Source organism: Pseudomonas sp. ICMP 460, assembly GCF_002723595.1.
GTDB lineage: Bacteria > Pseudomonadota > Gammaproteobacteria > Pseudomonadales > Pseudomonadaceae > Aquipseudomonas > Aquipseudomonas kitaguniensis.
On the sequence record NZ_LKBR01000014.1, the window covers coordinates 26,065 to 42,191 of the forward strand.

A 16,127-nucleotide genomic window follows, 5' to 3' on the forward strand; every position below is an offset into this window, starting at 1 on the left:
TCATTTGCGTTCCGCCAACACTTTGAGTGCCTGCGCCGCCGCCTGCTCTTGCCCGGCTTGTGCGGTAGCCTTTGCGGCGTCGCGCCAGCGCTGCGCGTCGACCTTCGCCGGTAACTGGCTGGGGCGCTGCGTCAGAATCGCCCAGTGCCCGGCGCTGTTCCATGCCGATTCAAAATCACTGAAGCTCATCAGCCGCCGCCGATCCATGCCCGAGCGCAGCAACACCGTGCTTTTCTGTTGATTGAAGCCCACCACCACCACATACCGCGGGCCGGACCAGAAGCTTGAGTTGATGCGTGCCATCACCGGGTAACCCGCCGCCACCTGCGCCAGCACGGCCGTCAACTGAGCGTCCAGCGGGTACACCATCAACCCGTACTCACGCGCCAACACCTGCATGTTGCGCTCAAGGTCGGCCTCGCCACCCGGCAAGTGCAGGGGTTTGTCGAGCAAACCGGGTGTCATGACAATGCCTTCTTGCGACAGCATGCTAGCCAAAGCCGAGGGGCCACTCAGGTACGCTTCGCTGCGAAACGCCGGCACGCCGTTGAGCTCGACGCGCTCCGGCAGGCCGGCAAGTTTCGACGGCTGCCCGGCGCAGGCCGCAAGGCCCAAGGCGCAGGCCAACAACAGGGAGGTTTTAACGTTCGACCGTAACCGCAATTTTCTACTCTCTTGATCAACTGCCGCTGAAGGCCCTGATCATAGGGCGCACGGCAACGCGGGTATAGCCTTGAACGCTAGTAAACACTCTGGATAGTGCAAACACGTTGGACAGCCATGACCATTGGTCAATAGCAAGCAACCGTGAGGCAGCTAGACTGTCCATTGAAAAGACTGTGTGTGCCCCCTGCGGGGCGAAAGGAGGCCAAAATGAGCCTTGCAACAACGATTTTCCTGTTGGTCTGTGGTTGGCTGGCGGTCGCCAGCGCCATGTTGTGGGGGGTCATGCGCGTGACTCGTCGGCATCACCACCCCCACGTTAAACCCGCCGCACCCGCCAAGCCGCACAAGGCAGCGGTGCACCACGCCTAGCCAGGCATGCAATTGAAGTCTTGAGTGGCCGCGAGTTCTTTGCCGTGGCCGTCTTCAAGGACGGCGCGCACGGTACTGCCCAGGCTCGACTCCACCAACGTGTAGTGCTTACCCGCCTGGAAATGTTTGTACTCGACCCGCCCCTGGCACTCCTGCTGATTGTCGTCGCCGGGCTCTTCTTCAAATAACGTCACGTCAAGGCGATGGTCCCCCGGGCTCACTTCAAAATAGCGCCCGTCATCCACGCGCTGGCCGTCGACTCGCTCGGCCATCAGGTCGTTCGGCGCTTCCTCTTTCAAACCAATCCACGCCTCGCTCGGGTCCGCCTTGGGAATCGGGGCGGCGCACGCTGACAACAATAATACGGCGGCAAGGGCAGGCATCAACAACAGCGGTTTCAGTGACATGGCAGGGCTCCAAAAGACCTCAATAAAAAACACTGGACGGGTGTCGAATGTGTCCGCGTCCGATGGGCTACAAGCTTGGGGAGCTGCGCTTTTTAGAACAAATGAATCCATATGAAACGATCTTCAGCCGCTAACTAAATGTTCCTTCACCTGGCTGAAAGGTGCGTGTTAGGTGGGTCGGGCAAGACTGCCGGGGTTTGCAATTCTGCTCCCTCGGAGGTTCACGCATGCTCGGGCTGGTAAAGACCGCACTGCAAAAGCCGTACACGTTTATCGTGTTGGCCATATTCATCTGCATCATCGGGCCGATGGCGGCCCTGCGAACCCCTACGGATGTGTTCCCCGATATCGGCATCCCGGTGGTCGCCGTGGTCTGGCAGTACAACGGCTTGTCACCGGACGCCATGGCCGGTCGGGTGATCTACACCTACGAGCGCTCCCTGAGCACCACCGTCAACGACATCGAGCACATCGAATCGCAGTCGTTGCCCGGCATGGGCATCGTGAAAATCTTCTTCCAGCCCGGCGTGGATATACGCACCGCCAACGCCCAGGTGACGGCGGTGTCACAAACCGTGCTGAAGCAAATGCCACCGGGCATCACGCCGCCGCTGATCCTCAACTACAGCGCCTCCACGGTGCCGATCCTGCAAATGGCATTTTCCAGCCCGAGCCTCTCGGAAGCGAAGATTCGCGACCTGGTGCAAAACAACATTCGGCTTCCGTTGAGCGCCCTGCCCGGCCTGGCGATGCCGACCCCAATGGGCGGCAAGCAACGCCAGATCACCCTCGACCTCGACCCGCAAGCGTTGGCCGCCAAAGGCCTGTCGGCACAGGACGTGGGCAATGCGCTGGCGTTGCAGAACCAGATCATCCCGGTGGGCACCGCCAAGCTTGGCCGCAACGAATACACGATCTTGCTCAACAACAGCCCCAAGGCGATTGACGAGCTGAACGACCTGCCGATCAAAACCGTGGACGGTGCGATTATCACCATCGGCCAGGTGGCTCACGTGCGCGACGGCTCACCGCCGCAAACCAACATCGTGCGCGTCGACGGCCACCGCGCGGTGCTGATGCCTGCGTTGAAAAACGGCAGCATTTCCACCCTGTCGATCATCGACGGCATCCGCCAGATGCTGCCGCGCATCAACGAAACCCTGCCGCCGTCGCTGAAGACCTCGCTGCTGGGTGACGCCTCGGTGTTCGTCAAGCAATCGGTGGGCAGCGTGGCCCAGGAAGGCATCATCGCCGCCTTGCTGACCAGCGCGATGATCCTGCTGTTCCTCGGCAGTTGGCGCTCGACGCTGATCATCGCCGCCTCTATTCCCTTGGCGGTGCTGTCGGCCATTGCGCTGCTGGCGGTCAGCGGGCAAACCCTCAACGTAATGACCCTCGGCGGGCTGGCGTTGGCGGTGGGGATTCTGGTCGACGACGCCACGGTGACCATCGAAAACATCAACTGGCACCTCGAACAAGGCAAGGCAGTCAAGACCGCGATTCTGGATGGCGCCGCGCAAATCGTCGGCCCGGCGTTCGTCTCGCTGCTGTGTATCTGCATCGTGTTTGTGCCGATGTTTTTGCTGCAAGGCATCGCCGGTTACCTGTTCCGGCCGATGGCGCTGGCGGTGATTTTCGCTATGGCCAGCTCGTTCATTCTTTCACGCACGCTGGTGCCGACACTGGCGATGTTCCTGCTCAAGCCGCACACGCCGGAACAAGGCGCAGGCCATCACCCCGAAGATCAATTCATCAACCACCATGAAGGTGAGCAGCACGCGAAACCACGCAATGCCATGCTGCAGTCAGTGCTGAATTTTCAACAGGGTTTCGAGCGGCACTTTTCGAACGTCCGCGACACTTACCACAGCCTGCTGACGTTGGCGCTGGGCAATCGCAAGCGGTTTATCGCAGGCTTCCTGGCCTGTGTGCTCGCCTCGTTCCTGCTGTTGCCAAGCTTGGGCCAGGACTTTTTCCCGGCCACCGACGCTGGCGCCCTCGCCCTCCACGTGCGCTTGCCGCTGGGCACGCGCATCGAAGAAAGCGCGGCGGCGTTCGACCGTATTGAAGCGCGGATTCGTGAGGTTATCCCGGCCGACGAACTCGACACCATCGTCGACAACATCGGCATTCCGCTCAGCGGCATCGACATGGCCTATAGCAGCAGCGGCACCATCGGCCCGCAGGACGGTGACATTCAAGTCAGCTTGAAGAAGGACCACGCGCCCACCGCCGACTACGTGAAAAAACTCCGCGAAGCCTTGCCGCAAAGTTTCCCCGGCAGCCACTTTGCGTTCCTGCCGGCCGACATCAGCAGCCAGATCCTCAACTTCGGTGCGCCGGCCCCGCTGGACGTGAAAATCTCCGGGCGCAGCGATGCAGAAAACCGTGCCTACGCCGTCGAACTGGAACGTCGCCTGCAACATGTACCGGGCATTGCCGACCTGCGTATTCAGCAGTCCACCGGCTACCCATCGCTGCAAGTGAATGTCGACCGCCTGCGCGCCAATGGCTTGGGCATTACCGAACGCGACGTGACCAACAGCATGGTCGCCTCGCTCGCCGGCAGCTCCCAAGTGGCGCCGACGTTCTGGCTTAACCCGGCCAACGGCGTGTCATATTCCATCGTCGCCGCCACCCCGCAATACCGCCTCGACAGCCTGCCGTCGCTGGAAGCCTTGCCGGTCACCGGCGCCAATGGCCAGTCACAAATACTCGGCGGCCTGGCGAGTATTTCCCGCGTGCAAAGCGCGGCGGTGGTGACCCATTACAACATCCAGCCGACGTTGGACCTGTACGCCAACGTGCAAGGTCGCGACCTCGGTGGCGTGGCGCGCGACGTGCAAAAAGTGCTCGACGACACCGCGTCCATGCGCCCCAAAGGCGCGGTTATCAGCCTGCATGGGCAGATCGACGCGCTGCATGAAGCCTTCAGTGGCTTGAGCTTCGGCCTGCTCGGCGCGGTGGTGCTGATTTACCTGCTGATCGTGGTCAACTTCCAATCCTGGGCCGACCCGTTTGTGATCATCACCGCCTTGCCGGCCGCACTCGCGGGCATCGTGTGGATGTTGTTCCTCAGCGGCACCTCATTGTCGGTGCCCGCACTCACCGGCGCCATCTTGTGCATGGGCGTGGCCACCGCCAACTCGATTCTGGTGGTGAGCTTCTGCCGTGAACGCCTGGCCGAACATGGTGATGCGCTGAAGGCGGCCATGGAGGCCGGTTACACACGTTTTCGGCCGGTGTGCATGACCGCCTTGGCGATGATCATCGGCATGCTGCCACTGGCACTGTCCGAGGAGCAAAACGCTCCGCTCGGGCGCGCGGTGATCGGTGGTTTGATCTTCGCCACCGTCGCCACATTGTTGTTTGTTCCCGTGGTTTTCAGCCTGGTCCACGGTCGTCACCCTACTCGCGCTGCAGTTGGAGAAACCCCACATGTCGTCTGATCACAAACCCTCGCGCAAGCGTCTGATGCTCATGGGTGCCGGCGGCCTGACGCTGGCCGCACTGTTGGTCGCCAACGGCCTGCACGCCCGCACGCTGCATGAACAATCGGTTACCGCCTGGACCGAAACCGCCGCCATCCCGCAGGTGATGGTGTTTCAACCCCGGCAGAACGTTGCGGGTGACACCCTGCGCCTGCCTGCGCACCTTGAGGCCTGGAGCAAGGCGCCGATTCACGCGCGGGTCAGCGGCTATTTAAAAGACTGGAAGGCCGACATCGGCACGCAGGTCAAAGCCGGGCAAATACTCGCTGAAATCGACAGCCCCGACCTCGACCAGCAACTGGCGCAAACCCACGCGCGCCTGGTGCAAGAGCAGGCCAACGCACGCCTGGCCGAAACCACCGCCACGCGCTGGCAAAACCTGTTGGCCAGCCACTCGGTGTCGCGCCAAGAGGCCGATGAAAAAACCTCGAACGCCGCCGCTGCCAAAGCCAACGCCCAAGCTGCCGCCGCCGACTATGCGCGGCTGTCGGCACTGGAAAGCTACAAGACTATTCGCGCGCCGTTCGCCGGCACCATCACCGCGCGCAACACCGACATCGGCCAGTTGATCAAGGCCGACACCGACAGCGACCCCGAGCTGTTCAACCTCGCCGACACGCACCAGTTGCGCCTCTATGTGCCGGTGCCGCAGAACTACGCGGCGGTCATCCACACAGGCCTTGAGGCCGAACTGACGGTGCCCGAACATCCCGGCGAGCATTTCAAGGCGCGCCTGATCGGCGACTCCACCGCCATCGACCAGCGCTCCGGCACGCTGCTCGCGCAGTTCGTTGCCGACAACCCCAACGGCGCGTTGCTGCCCGGCGATTACGCCGAAGCCAGCCTGCCGATTCCGGCCGACACGCACGGCGTGAGCATCCCGGCCAGCGCGCTGATCTTCCGCGCCCAAGGCACCCAGGTTGCGCTGCTGGACGCGCACAACCATGTGCACCTGCAAGACATCCACATCGGCCTCGACCTCGGCGAGCGCCTGGTGATCGACCAGGGCCTGAAACCCGCCGACCGCGTGGTCGACAACCCGCCCGATGCGCTGCGCGAAGGCGACCGCGTGCAACTGGCCGACGCCGGAGGTGCGCATGCGCCCAAGGCTTAAGCCCTTCGCCGCACTGATGCTGCTGGCCTTGCACGGCTGCTCGATGGCGCCCACCTATACGGTGCCGTCGATTGACCTGCCGGCGGGCTACCGCGAACAGACCAGCGATGGCCCGTGGCACAGCGCCCAACCGTCCGACCAACTGGCCCCGCAGTGGTGGACGCTGTACAACGATTCGCGCCTGAATGACCTGCAACACCACCTGCTCAAAGCCAACCCGGACCTGGCGGCGGCTCTCGCGCACTTCGATGCCGCGCAAGCCTATGCCAGCCAATTGCATGCCGGGTTGTTCCCGCAGATCAGCGCCAGCGCGCAACCGTTGCGCCAACGCCAATCGGACTCGCGGCCCTTGCGCGGGACCACTCAACCGTCGATCTACAACAGCAACAGCGCAGGGTTTTCGCTGAGCTACGACGTCGACCTGTGGGGCAAAATTCGCAACCAGGTGGCGGCCGGTGATGCGCAGGTGCAAGCGTCGGCGGATGACTTGGCGGTGGCGCGCCTGAGCATGCAACAGCAACTGGCGAGGCTGTATGTGCAGCTCAATGGGCTGGATGCGCAGGCGCGAATTCTCAACAGCTCGCTGGATGACTTCAGCCAGGCGTTGCAATTGACGCGCAGTCGCTATGAAGGCCAGATTGCGTCGGAGCTGGACCTGACGCGTGCGCAAAACCAACTGGCCGAGGCCAAGGCCCAGTTGGATGACGTGCGCGGGCAACGCAACCTGACCGAGCATGCGATTGCTGAGTTGACCGGTGTGGCAGCCAGCGACTTCAGCTTGCCAGCGAGCCCGCACTTGATCGCATTACCGGCGATTCCGTCGCAGTTGCCGAGCCATCTGCTGCAACGCCGTCCGGACATTGCGGCGGCGGAACGCAGAGTGTTTGCGGCCAACGCCAATATCGGCGTGGCCAAAGCTGCGTGGTACCCGAATTTCAGTTTGACCGGGTTGATCGGCGGGCAGACGCAGGGCGTTGGCAATCTGCTTTCGGCGGGCAATCGCTACTGGGCACTCGGGCCTTTGGTCAACCTGCCGATCTTTGACGGTGGGCGTTTGAGTGCCAATGAACGCCAAGCCAAGGCCGAGTTTGAACAAGCCTCGGCGCAGTACCGCAGCCAGGTGCTCAAAGCCGTGCGCGAGGTGGAAGACAACCTGGCGCAACTACGGGATTTGCAGCAGCAGGCGCAGGATGAGCAAGCGGCGGCGGACGCGGCGCAACACACGCAAGCGCTGGCGATGAACAGCTATCAAGCGGGGGCCGTGAGTTATCTGGACGTGGTGACCGCGCAGACGGCGGCGTTACAAGCGCAAAGGGCATTGCAAGCGGTGCAGACGCGTCAGTTGCAGGCGAGCGTGGGGTTGGTCACGGCGCTGGGTGGCGGTTGGCAAGCGGGCGGTTGATTGGGGCACCGCGTTGGCCCTATCGCGAGCAAGCCCGCTCCCACAGGTGAGGGTATTCCAAGGGTTTTTAGCAGTGGCGAGGTGGGCAGGCGGCGTCGAAACTTCGTACACTGCGCGCTCCTCCCCATTGATTGGTATTGCACAATGTTGATCAAGAAAACCCTGACCACCGTGGCCCTGCTTGCCTCTTTGCTTGGCGCCTCGGCGGCGTTTGCGCATGCCCACCTGAAAACTACCACGCCTGCCGCCGACAGCACGGTTGCCGCGCCAGCCGACCTGCGCTTGAGCTTCAGCGAAGGTATCGAGGCCACCTTCACCAAGGTGTCGTTGAGCAAAGACGGCACCGAAGTCGCGATCAAAGGCCTCGACACCCCGGACGCCGACAAGAAAACCCTGGTGGTGACGCCCGCCGCCCCGCTCGCGCCAGGTCAGTACAAAGTGGTGTGGAACGCGGTGTCGGTCGACACCCACAAGAGCAACGGCGAGTACAGCTTCAAGGTCGGCCAATAACCCATGGCGACGCTGCTGGTGCTGTGCCGCTTCATGCATTTCATCGTCGTGTTGTTGATGTTCGGGGCCTGCGTGTTCAGGCCCTGGCTGCTCGGCGCTGAACCGCAGCCGGCACTGGACCGGCAACTGCTGCGCATTACTCGCGCGCTCGCGTGGCTGGGACTGGGTTCCGGCGTGCCGTGGCTTTTGTTGATCACGGCCAGCATGGCCGGCAGTTGGGACGCGGCGCTGCAACTGGCTACCGTGCAGTTGGTGCTGGGCAAAACCTTTTTTGGCCAGGTGTGGGTCTGGCATCTGCTGCTTAACCTGCTGCTGGTGATTGCGCTGATCAAACCCTGGCCAACGTTGCGCCTGCCATTGCTTGCGCTGCTGTTGGCGACGCTGGCACCGGTAGGCCATGGCGCCATGCTCAGTGGGCTTGGCGGGCAATTGTTGATGCTTAACCAAGTGGTGCATTTGGTCTGCGTCGGTGCCTGGCTCGGCGGGTTGTTGCTGCTGGTGTTGATCCTCAGACAGTCGCAAGAGCATGCGCTGCAAGCTGTTCTCACGCGCTTCAGCGGCGCAGGTTACGCCCTGGTGGCGGGCTTGGTGCTGACGGGTTTGATTAATGTTCGTGTGTTGACCGGGCAACTGTGGCCCACGCCTTTGTTCAGTGGTTTTGCGTTGATTTTGTTGATCAAGGTGCTGCTGGTGCTGGGGATGTTGGGGTTGGCATTGCTCAACCGGTTGCGCGTTCGGGAGTGCGAGCAACGCGTGGGCGCGTTGCAGGCCAGTGTGATGCTCGAATGGTTACTGGGGATTGGCGCAGTCGGCGCTGTCTCGCTGCTCGGCACGCTGCCGCCGATGGTCACGGCGGGGCAGGGTTTTTTAGCTTTCTGTGGGAGCGGGCTTGCTCGCGATTGCATCAACTCGGTGTACCTGATGCACCGAGGCGCCCGCATCGCGAGCAAGCCCGCTCCCACAAAATCGAGGAGGTCATCGTATAACTTCTGATTGACACACCGCGAAAACACAGCAAGTATCCGGCTCCATGTTGTACGACGACGTATAACAAATAATAAAAACAAAAAAAGGGAGCTTCACTGTGAGTCAATTCGCCCGCAATTCCTCTGCGCGTCTCGGCCTCATCGGCCTCGCCAGCCTGGCGTTCACCCTGCCCCACGCCGCCTGCGCCGAAGGCTTCATCGACGACGCCAAAGCCACGCTCAACCTGCGTAACGCCTACTTCAACCGTAACTTCACCAACCCCGGCAACGCGCAGGGCAAGGCCGAAGAGTGGACACAGAACTTCATTCTCGACGCCAAGTCCGGCTACACCCAAGGCGCCGTGGGTTTCGGGATTGACGTGCTGGGCCTGTATTCGCAAAAACTCGATGGCGGCAAAGGCACCGGCGGCACCCAATTACTGCCCATCCACAGCGATGGCCGCCCGGCCGACAACTTCGGGCGCCTGGGTGTAGCGCTGAAAAGCAAACTGTCGAAGACCGAACTGAAGGTCGGCGAATGGATGCCGGTGCTGCCGATCCTGCGCTCCGACGACGGCCGTTCGCTGCCGCAAACCTTCCGTGGCGGCCAGGTCACGTCGAATGAAATCGCCGGGCTGACGCTCTACGGCGGGCAGTTTCGCGGTAACAGCCCGCGCAACGACGCGAGCATGGAAGACATGTTCATGAACGGCAAAGCCGGGTTTACCTCCGACCGCTTCAACTTCGGCGGCGGCGAATACAGCTTCAACGACAAGCGCACCCAAGTCGGCGTGTGGTACGCCGAGTTGAGCGATATTTACCAACAACAGTATTTCAACCTGACCCACAGCCAACCGGTCGGCGACTGGACCCTGGGCGCCAACCTGGGTTTCTTCAACGGCAAGGAAAACGGTAGCGCCTTGGCCGGCGACCTCGACAACAAAACCGCGTTCGCCCTGCTGTCGGCCAAGTACCAGGGCCACACCTTCTACGTCGGCCTGCAAAAGCTGACCGGCGACAGCGCGTGGATGCGCATCAACGGCACCAGCGGCGGCACCCTGGCCAACGACAGCTACAACGCCAGCTACGACAACGCCAAGGAAAAATCCTGGCAAGTACGCCATGACTTCAACTTCGTGGTGCTGGGTGTGCCGGGGTTGACCATGATGAACCGCTACATCAGCGGCGATAACGTGCACACCGGGGCGATCACCGATGGCAAGGAATGGGGCCGCGAATCGGAGCTGGCCTACACCGTGCAGAGTGGCGCGCTGAAAAACCTGAATGTGCGGTGGCGCAACTCGACCATGCGTCGGGATTTCAGCACCAATGAATTTGACGAAAACCGGCTTTTCGTCAGCTACCCCATCTCGCTGTTGTAAACAGTCGGCCTCCTCGCCAAGGGAAATTCCCTGTGGGAGGGGGCTTGCTCCCGATGGCGGTATGTCAGTCACAAAATGTATTAATAATACACCGCCATCGGCAGCAAGCCGCCTCCCGCATTTGGCGTTGCGCCGCCTGCAAGAGCGTTGACAACGTCGCGAATTCCTACCAATACTTCGGCATAGTCATACGACAACTTACAACAACAATGGAACCCTCATGACCACGACCACCACCACGCCTGTTCCATTCAACCGCCTGCTGCTCACCGGTGCCGCAGGTGGTTTGGGCAAAGTCTTGCGCGAACGCCTGCGCCCTTACGCGCAGGTGCTGCGCCTGTCGGACATTGCCAGCATGGCGCCGGCCGCCAGCGAGTCCGAAGAAGTACAGACTTGCGACCTTGCCGATAAACACGCCGTGCACCATTTGGTGGAAGGCGTCGATGCCATCCTGCACTTTGGTGGCGTCTCGGTAGAGCGTTCTTTTGAAGAAGTCCTCGGCGCGAACATCTGCGGGGTTTTCCATCTTTACGAAGCCGCGCGCCGGCATGGCGTGAAACGCGTGATCTTCGCCAGCTCCAACCATGTGATCGGCTTCTACAAACAGGGCGAAACCATCGACGCCCACTCGCCGCGCCGCCCGGACAGCTACTACGGCCTGTCCAAGTCGTACGGTGAAGACATGGCGAGTTTTTACTTCGACCGTTACGGCATCGAAACCGTGAGCATCCGCATCGGTTCCTCGTTTCCTGAACCGCAAAACCGCCGGATGATGCACACCTGGCTGAGTTTTGATGACTTGACCCAGTTGCTCGAGCGCGCGCTGTACACACCGAATGTCGGCCACACCGTGGTCTACGGCGTGTCGGATAACCTCGACACCTGGTGGGACAACCGCTACGCCGCGCACTTGGGTTTTGCCCCCAAAGACAGTTCCGAAGTGTTCCGCGCCAACGTCGAAAGCCAGCCACCGGTTGCCGCCGATGACCCGGCCAAGGTCTATCAAGGCGGCGCGTTCTGCGCCGCTGGCCCGTTTGGTGACTGAGCGCCCATCAACCCAAGGGAATGAGTTGCCATGAATGCTGAATTGATCGTCGACGCCCGTAATGCCGTAGGCGAATGCCCGGTGTGGGTGCCAGAGGAAAACGCGCTGTACTGGGTGGATATTCCCAACGGCGGCTTGCAGCGTTGGAGCGCCGCCAACGGCCACGTCGCCGCCTGGACCGCGCCGCAGATGCTCGCGTGTATTGCCCGCACCACCGCGGGCAACTGGGTCGCGGGAATGGAAAGCGGGTTCTTCCAACTGACTCCGCACAACGACGGCAGCCTCGACACCACGCCCCTGGCAAGTGTGGCGCACCCGCGCGCAGACATGCGCTTGAACGACGGCCGCTGTGATCGCCAGGGCCGGTTCTGGGCCGGCAGCATGGTGCTGAACATGGCGGCGAATGCGGCCGAGGGCATCCTCTACCGCTACGCGACAGGCTCGGCGCCGCACGCTCAATTAGACGGGTTCATCACCCTCAACGGCCTCGCGTTCAGCCCGGATGGCCGCACCATGTATGCCTCGGATTCGCACCCGCTGGTGCAGCAGATCTGGGCCTTTGACTACGACATCGACACCGGCACGCCGTCCAATCGTCGCGTGTTTGTGGACATGCATCGGTTCCTTGGTCGCCCCGACGGCGCTGCGGTGGACGCCGACGGCTGCTATTGGATCTGCGCCAACGACGCCGGGCTGGTGCACCGTTTCACCCCCGACGGCCGCCTCGACCGTTCCCTCACCGTACCGGTAAAAAAACCCACCATGTGCGCGTTTGGCGGCAGCCGGCTGGACACCTTGTTTGTCACCTCGATTCGTGATGACCAGAGCGCCCAGTCGCTGGCCGGCGGCGTGTTCGCCCTCAACCCTGGCGTAACCGGGCTGCCCGAACCGAGCTTCATCCTCTAGCTGCACCGCTGCGCCTTGAAAAAAACAATAACAAGACTGGAGAGCTACCCCATGGATTTCAAACGCACCTTGCTGGCCGCTGCACTCCCTCTCACCCTCCTGTGTGCCAGCGCCGCCCACGCGCTGGAGATCAAGTTTGCCGACATCCACCCCGACGGCTACCCGACCGTGGTCGCCGAGAAAAACATGGGCGCCGCGCTGACCAAAGAGAGCAACGGCGAACTGACCTTCAAGTTCTTCCCCGGCGGCGTGTTGGGCTCCGAGAAAGAAGTGGTCGAACAGGCCCAGGTCGGCGCGATCCAGATGGCGCGCGTCAGCCTTGGCATCGTCGGGCCGGTGGTGCCGGACGTGAACGTGTTCAACCTGCCGTTCGTGTTCCGCGACCAGGCGCACATGCGCAAGGTGATCGACGGCGAGATCGGCGATGAAATTCTCGCCAAGATCACCGACTCCGAGTTCGGCCTGGTGGCGCTGGCCTGGATGGACGGCGGCACGCGCAACCTCTATACGAAAAAACCGGTGCGCAAGATCGAAGACCTCAAAGGCATGAAGATCCGCGTGCAAGGCAACCCGCTGTTCATCGAAGCGTTTAACGCGATGGGCGCCAATGGCATCGCCATGGACACCGGCGAGATTTTCAGCGCCTTGCAGACCGGCGTGATCGACGGCGCCGAAAACAATCCACCAACGCTGCTCGAACACAACCATTACCAGAACGCCAAGTTCTACACGCTCACCGAACACTTGATATTGCCTGAGCCCATCGTGATGTCGAAAATCACCTGGAACAAGCTCACGCCTGCGCAACAGGACATGGTCAAAAAGGCCGCCAAGGTCGCGCAAGCCGATGAGCGCGTGCTGTGGGACGCCAAGTCCGCCAGCAGCGAAACCAAGCTCAAGGCCGCCGGTGTCGAGTTCATTACGGTCGACAAAAAACCCTTCTATGACGCCACCGCAGCGGTTCGCGCCAAGTACGGTGCGGCGTACGCCGACATCATCAAGCGCATCGACGCCGTTCAATAACCTCCCCTGCCCTTGCACAGGCCCGGCGCGCCCGGCTGCTTTGTAGCCAGCCGCGCCCGGTTACGGTGAACGCCATGAAGAATTTAGTGTTGCGCATCAACGACCGCATTTACATGACCTGCATCTGGGTCGCCGGCCTCTCGGTTCTGGGGGTCGCGTTGATCATTCCCTGGGGCATTTTCGCGCGTTACATCCTCGGTACCGGCTCCAGTTGGCCCGAGCCTACCGCCATCCTGCTGATGCTGGTGTTTACCTTTATCGGCGCCGCTGCCAGCTACCGCGCCGGGGCGCATATGTCGGTGGCGATGATCACTGACCGCCTGCCCCCGCAACAACGCCGCCTCGTCGGCATTTTTTCGCAACTGTTGATGGCGACCGTTTGCCTGTTTATGACGATTTGGGGCAGCAAGCTGTGCATGTCCACCTGGAACCAGTTCATGAGCGCCATTCCCACCCTGCGCGTGGGCATCACGTACATGCCGATCCCGATTGGCGGGCTGCTGACGCTGGTGTTTGTGCTGGAAAAACTCCTGCTCGGTGACCAGAGCCAACGGCGCGTGGTGCGCTTCGACCTGGTTGAAGAAAGCGAAGGGGCTGCCTGATATGGACGCATTGATTCTGTTGGGCAGCTTTATCGCCTTGATCCTGATCGGCATGCCGGTGGCTTACGCCTTGGGGCTTTCCGCACTGATTGGCGCGTGGTGGATCGATATTCCGTTCCAGGCCTTGATGATTCAAGTGGCTGGCGGCGTGAACAAGTTTTCGCTGATGGCGATTCCGTTCTTTGTGCTCGCCGGGGCGATCATGGCCGAGGGCGGCATGTCGCGCCGCTTGGTAGCCTTTGCCGGCGTGCTGGTGGGTTTCGTGCGCGGCGGCTTGTCGTTGGTCAACATCATGGCCTCGACGTTTTTCGGTGCGATTTCCGGTTCGTCGGTGGCCGACACCGCCTCGGTCGGCTCGGTGTTGATCCCGGAAATGGAACGGCGCGGCTACCCGCGCGAGTTCGCCACGGCGGTGACGATCAGCGGTTCGGTGCAGGCGCTGCTGACGCCGCCCAGTCATAACTCGGTGCTCTACTCGCTGGCGGCTGGCGGCACGGTCTCCATCGCCTCGCTGTTCATGGCCGGCATCGTGCCGGGCCTGTTGATGAGCGCGTGCCTGATGGTGCTGTGCCTGATCTTCGCGAAAAAACGCGACTACCCCAAGGGCGAAGTGATCCCCTTGAAGCAGGCGCTGAAGATCTGCGCCGACGCGTTGTGGGGCTTGATGGCGATGGTGATCATCCTCGGCGGCATCCTGTCGGGTATTTTCACCGCCACCGAGTCCGCCGCGATTGCCGTGCTGTGGGCGTTCTTCGTGACCATGTTCATCTACCGCGACTACAAATGGAGCGAGCTGCCCAAGCTGATGCACCGCACGGTGCGGACCATTTCGATCGTGATGATATTGATCGCGTTCGCCGCAAGCTTCGGCTACATCATGACGCTGATGCAGATTCCCTCGAAGATCACCACGATGTTCCTGACCCTGTCAGACAACCGTTACGTGATCCTGATGTGCATCAACGCCATGCTGCTGTTGCTCGGCACGGTGATGGACATGGCGCCGCTGATATTGATTCTGACGCCGATTCTGCTGCCGGTGATTCTCGGCATCGGCGTCGACCCGGTGCACTTCGGCATGATCATGCTGGTGAACCTCGGTATCGGCCTGATCACCCCGCCGGTGGGCGCGGTGTTGTTTGTCGGGGCCGCGGTGGGCAAGGTCAGTATCGAGAAAACCGTGAAGGCGCTGCTGCCATTTTATGGCGTGCTGTTTTTGGTATTGATGGCCGTGACCTACATCCCGGCGCTGTCGCTGTGGTTGCCAGGCCTGGTGCTGTAAACCATTTGATCAACTGTGGAAGGGGGCTTGCTCCCTCCCACCTTGTTTATCTGCCGTGTTGGTTCTAATTCATACGACGGGACACCCGCATGCCTTCACACTTCGTCGAACTCAGTGATCAACTCACTCACCTCACCCTGGCCCCCGCCGTGGGTGGCAGTATCGTCAACTGGAGCGTGCGCGCCAGCGGGCAACCCTTGCTGCGCCATAGCGATGAGCAGGCTGTGAACACCGGGCTGCCAGGCAAGCTGAGCTGTTATCCGTTGGCGCCGTGGTCCAACCGCATCGCCCACGGCGGTTTCGACAACCCCGACGGCTGGCTGGCCCTGGCGCCGAACAGCCTCACCGATCCGCTGCCGATTCACGGTTCGGCCTGGCAACAGGCGTGGCAGGTGGTCAGCCAAACGGCGGATGAGGTGGTGCTGCACGTGCTGTGCGACACGCCGTTCGCCTACCGCGCCGAGCAGCGTTTTCGGTTGCACGACGGTGAACTGAGCATCAGCGTGCAGGTGACTCACCTGGCCGAAAAAGCCGCGTGGCATGGCGTGGGGCTGCACCCGTATTTGCCGCGCAGGCCCGGCACGCGTTTACACGCCAAGGCCGCGCAGGTGTGGCTGAGCGATGCGTCGAAGCTGCCTACCGGGCTGGCGCCAGTGCCTGATGAGTGGAACTTCACGGCGCTCAAAACACTGCCGGAAGGCCTGGTCGACAATGCCTTTTGCGAGTGGGATGGCCGCTGCGTGATCGAGCAGCCCGAACTTGGGTATACGCTGGAGTGCCAGGCCAGCGGCGCCGATTACTTTCTGCTGTACTGCCCGCCGGGGCTGGCGTTTTTTTGTGTCGAGCCGGTGAGTCATCCGGTGAATGCCCATCACCTGCCTGGCAAGCCGGGGCTAAAACTGCTGGAACACGGCCAATCAACCCACCTGAATTTCAACCTCAAATACATGCCAACGGTGTAAG

At 61.7% G+C, this 16,127-nt stretch carries 14 protein-coding genes and 1 pseudogene; 13 read left to right on the forward strand and 2 right to left on the reverse strand.

Features of this window, described 5'->3' with window-relative positions; genetic code table 11:
• Positions 1-663 carry a peptidase C39 family protein gene (locus AO240_RS12235; protein ID WP_099236697.1) on the reverse strand — a complete coding sequence of 221 codons (663 nt, stop codon included), beginning with the start codon at positions 661-663 and terminating at the stop codon, positions 1-3.
• Positions 664-873: 210 nt separating this feature from the next.
• Between AO240_RS12235 and AO240_RS28645 the strand changes: the two genes are divergently transcribed.
• Entirely contained in the window at positions 874-1,035 is a 162-nt protein-coding gene (locus AO240_RS28645; protein ID WP_162839874.1) for a hypothetical protein, read from the forward strand.
• Here the strand turns inward: AO240_RS28645 and AO240_RS12240 are convergent.
• Positions 1,032-1,442 carry a hypothetical protein gene (locus tag AO240_RS12240; RefSeq protein ID WP_099236698.1) on the reverse strand — a complete coding sequence of 137 codons (411 nt, stop codon included), beginning with the start codon at positions 1,440-1,442 and terminating at the stop codon, positions 1,032-1,034. The two genes, AO240_RS28645 and AO240_RS12240, sit on opposite strands and share 4 nt — an antisense overlap.
• A 227-nt stretch (positions 1,443-1,669) precedes the next feature.
• Here AO240_RS12240 and AO240_RS12245 point away from each other — a divergent pair, with 227 nt between their 5' ends.
• From AO240_RS12245 to AO240_RS12305, 12 genes and pseudogenes are all read left to right on the forward strand, one after another.
• Positions 1,670-4,891 carry an efflux RND transporter permease subunit gene (locus AO240_RS12245; RefSeq protein WP_099236699.1) on the forward strand — a complete coding sequence of 1,074 codons (3,222 nt, stop codon included), beginning with the start codon at positions 1,670-1,672 and terminating at the stop codon, positions 4,889-4,891.
• The gene (locus AO240_RS12250) at positions 4,881-6,047 is read left to right on the forward strand and encodes an efflux RND transporter periplasmic adaptor subunit (protein WP_099236700.1); all 1,167 of its coding nucleotides are present in this window, start codon (positions 4,881-4,883) and stop codon (positions 6,045-6,047) included. Before AO240_RS12245 ends, AO240_RS12250 begins: the two co-directional genes overlap by 11 nt.
• Positions 6,031-7,449 carry an efflux transporter outer membrane subunit gene (locus tag AO240_RS12255; protein ID WP_099236701.1) on the forward strand — a complete coding sequence of 473 codons (1,419 nt, stop codon included), beginning with the start codon at positions 6,031-6,033 and terminating at the stop codon, positions 7,447-7,449. The genes AO240_RS12250 and AO240_RS12255 overlap by 17 nt, the downstream gene beginning before the upstream one ends.
• 144 nt (positions 7,450-7,593) lie before the next feature.
• Positions 7,594-7,959: a copper homeostasis periplasmic binding protein CopC gene (gene copC / locus AO240_RS12260; protein WP_099236702.1), complete on the forward strand. Its 366-nt coding sequence runs from the start codon at positions 7,594-7,596 to the stop codon at positions 7,957-7,959.
• A gap of 3 nt (positions 7,960-7,962) precedes the next feature.
• Positions 7,963-8,817: pseudogene (gene copD / locus AO240_RS12265) on the forward strand (copper homeostasis membrane protein CopD); the annotation flags it as partial.
• 226 nt (positions 8,818-9,043) lie between these two features.
• Complete coding sequence (locus AO240_RS12275) at positions 9,044-10,306, forward strand: OprD family porin (RefSeq protein ID WP_099236703.1); 1,263 nt, start codon at positions 9,044-9,046, stop codon at positions 10,304-10,306.
• A 220-nt stretch (positions 10,307-10,526) separates the two neighbouring features.
• Positions 10,527-11,351, forward strand: a complete 825-nt coding sequence (locus AO240_RS12280) for an NAD(P)-dependent oxidoreductase (protein WP_058413402.1) — start codon at positions 10,527-10,529, stop codon at positions 11,349-11,351.
• A gap of 30 nt (positions 11,352-11,381) precedes the next feature.
• Entirely contained in the window at positions 11,382-12,257 is an 876-nt protein-coding gene (locus AO240_RS12285) for an SMP-30/gluconolactonase/LRE family protein (RefSeq protein WP_099236704.1), read from the forward strand.
• 51 nt (positions 12,258-12,308) lie between these two features.
• Positions 12,309-13,280 (forward strand): TRAP transporter substrate-binding protein, encoded by a 972-nt coding sequence (locus tag AO240_RS12290; protein WP_099236705.1) that lies wholly within the window; start codon positions 12,309-12,311, stop codon positions 13,278-13,280.
• A 74-nt stretch (positions 13,281-13,354) separates the two neighbouring features.
• Positions 13,355-13,882 (forward strand): TRAP transporter small permease, encoded by a 528-nt coding sequence (locus tag AO240_RS12295; RefSeq protein WP_099236706.1) that lies wholly within the window; start codon positions 13,355-13,357, stop codon positions 13,880-13,882.
• A gap of 1 nt (position 13,883) precedes the next feature.
• Positions 13,884-15,164, forward strand: coding sequence for a TRAP transporter large permease (locus tag AO240_RS12300; RefSeq protein WP_099236707.1), 1,281 nt, complete (start codon positions 13,884-13,886; stop codon positions 15,162-15,164).
• A gap of 89 nt (positions 15,165-15,253) precedes the next feature.
• On the forward strand, positions 15,254-16,126 hold the full coding sequence (locus AO240_RS12305; RefSeq protein WP_099236708.1) for an aldose 1-epimerase: 873 nt from the start codon (positions 15,254-15,256) through the stop codon (positions 16,124-16,126).
• The last annotated feature ends 1 nt before the right edge of the window (position 16,127 follow it).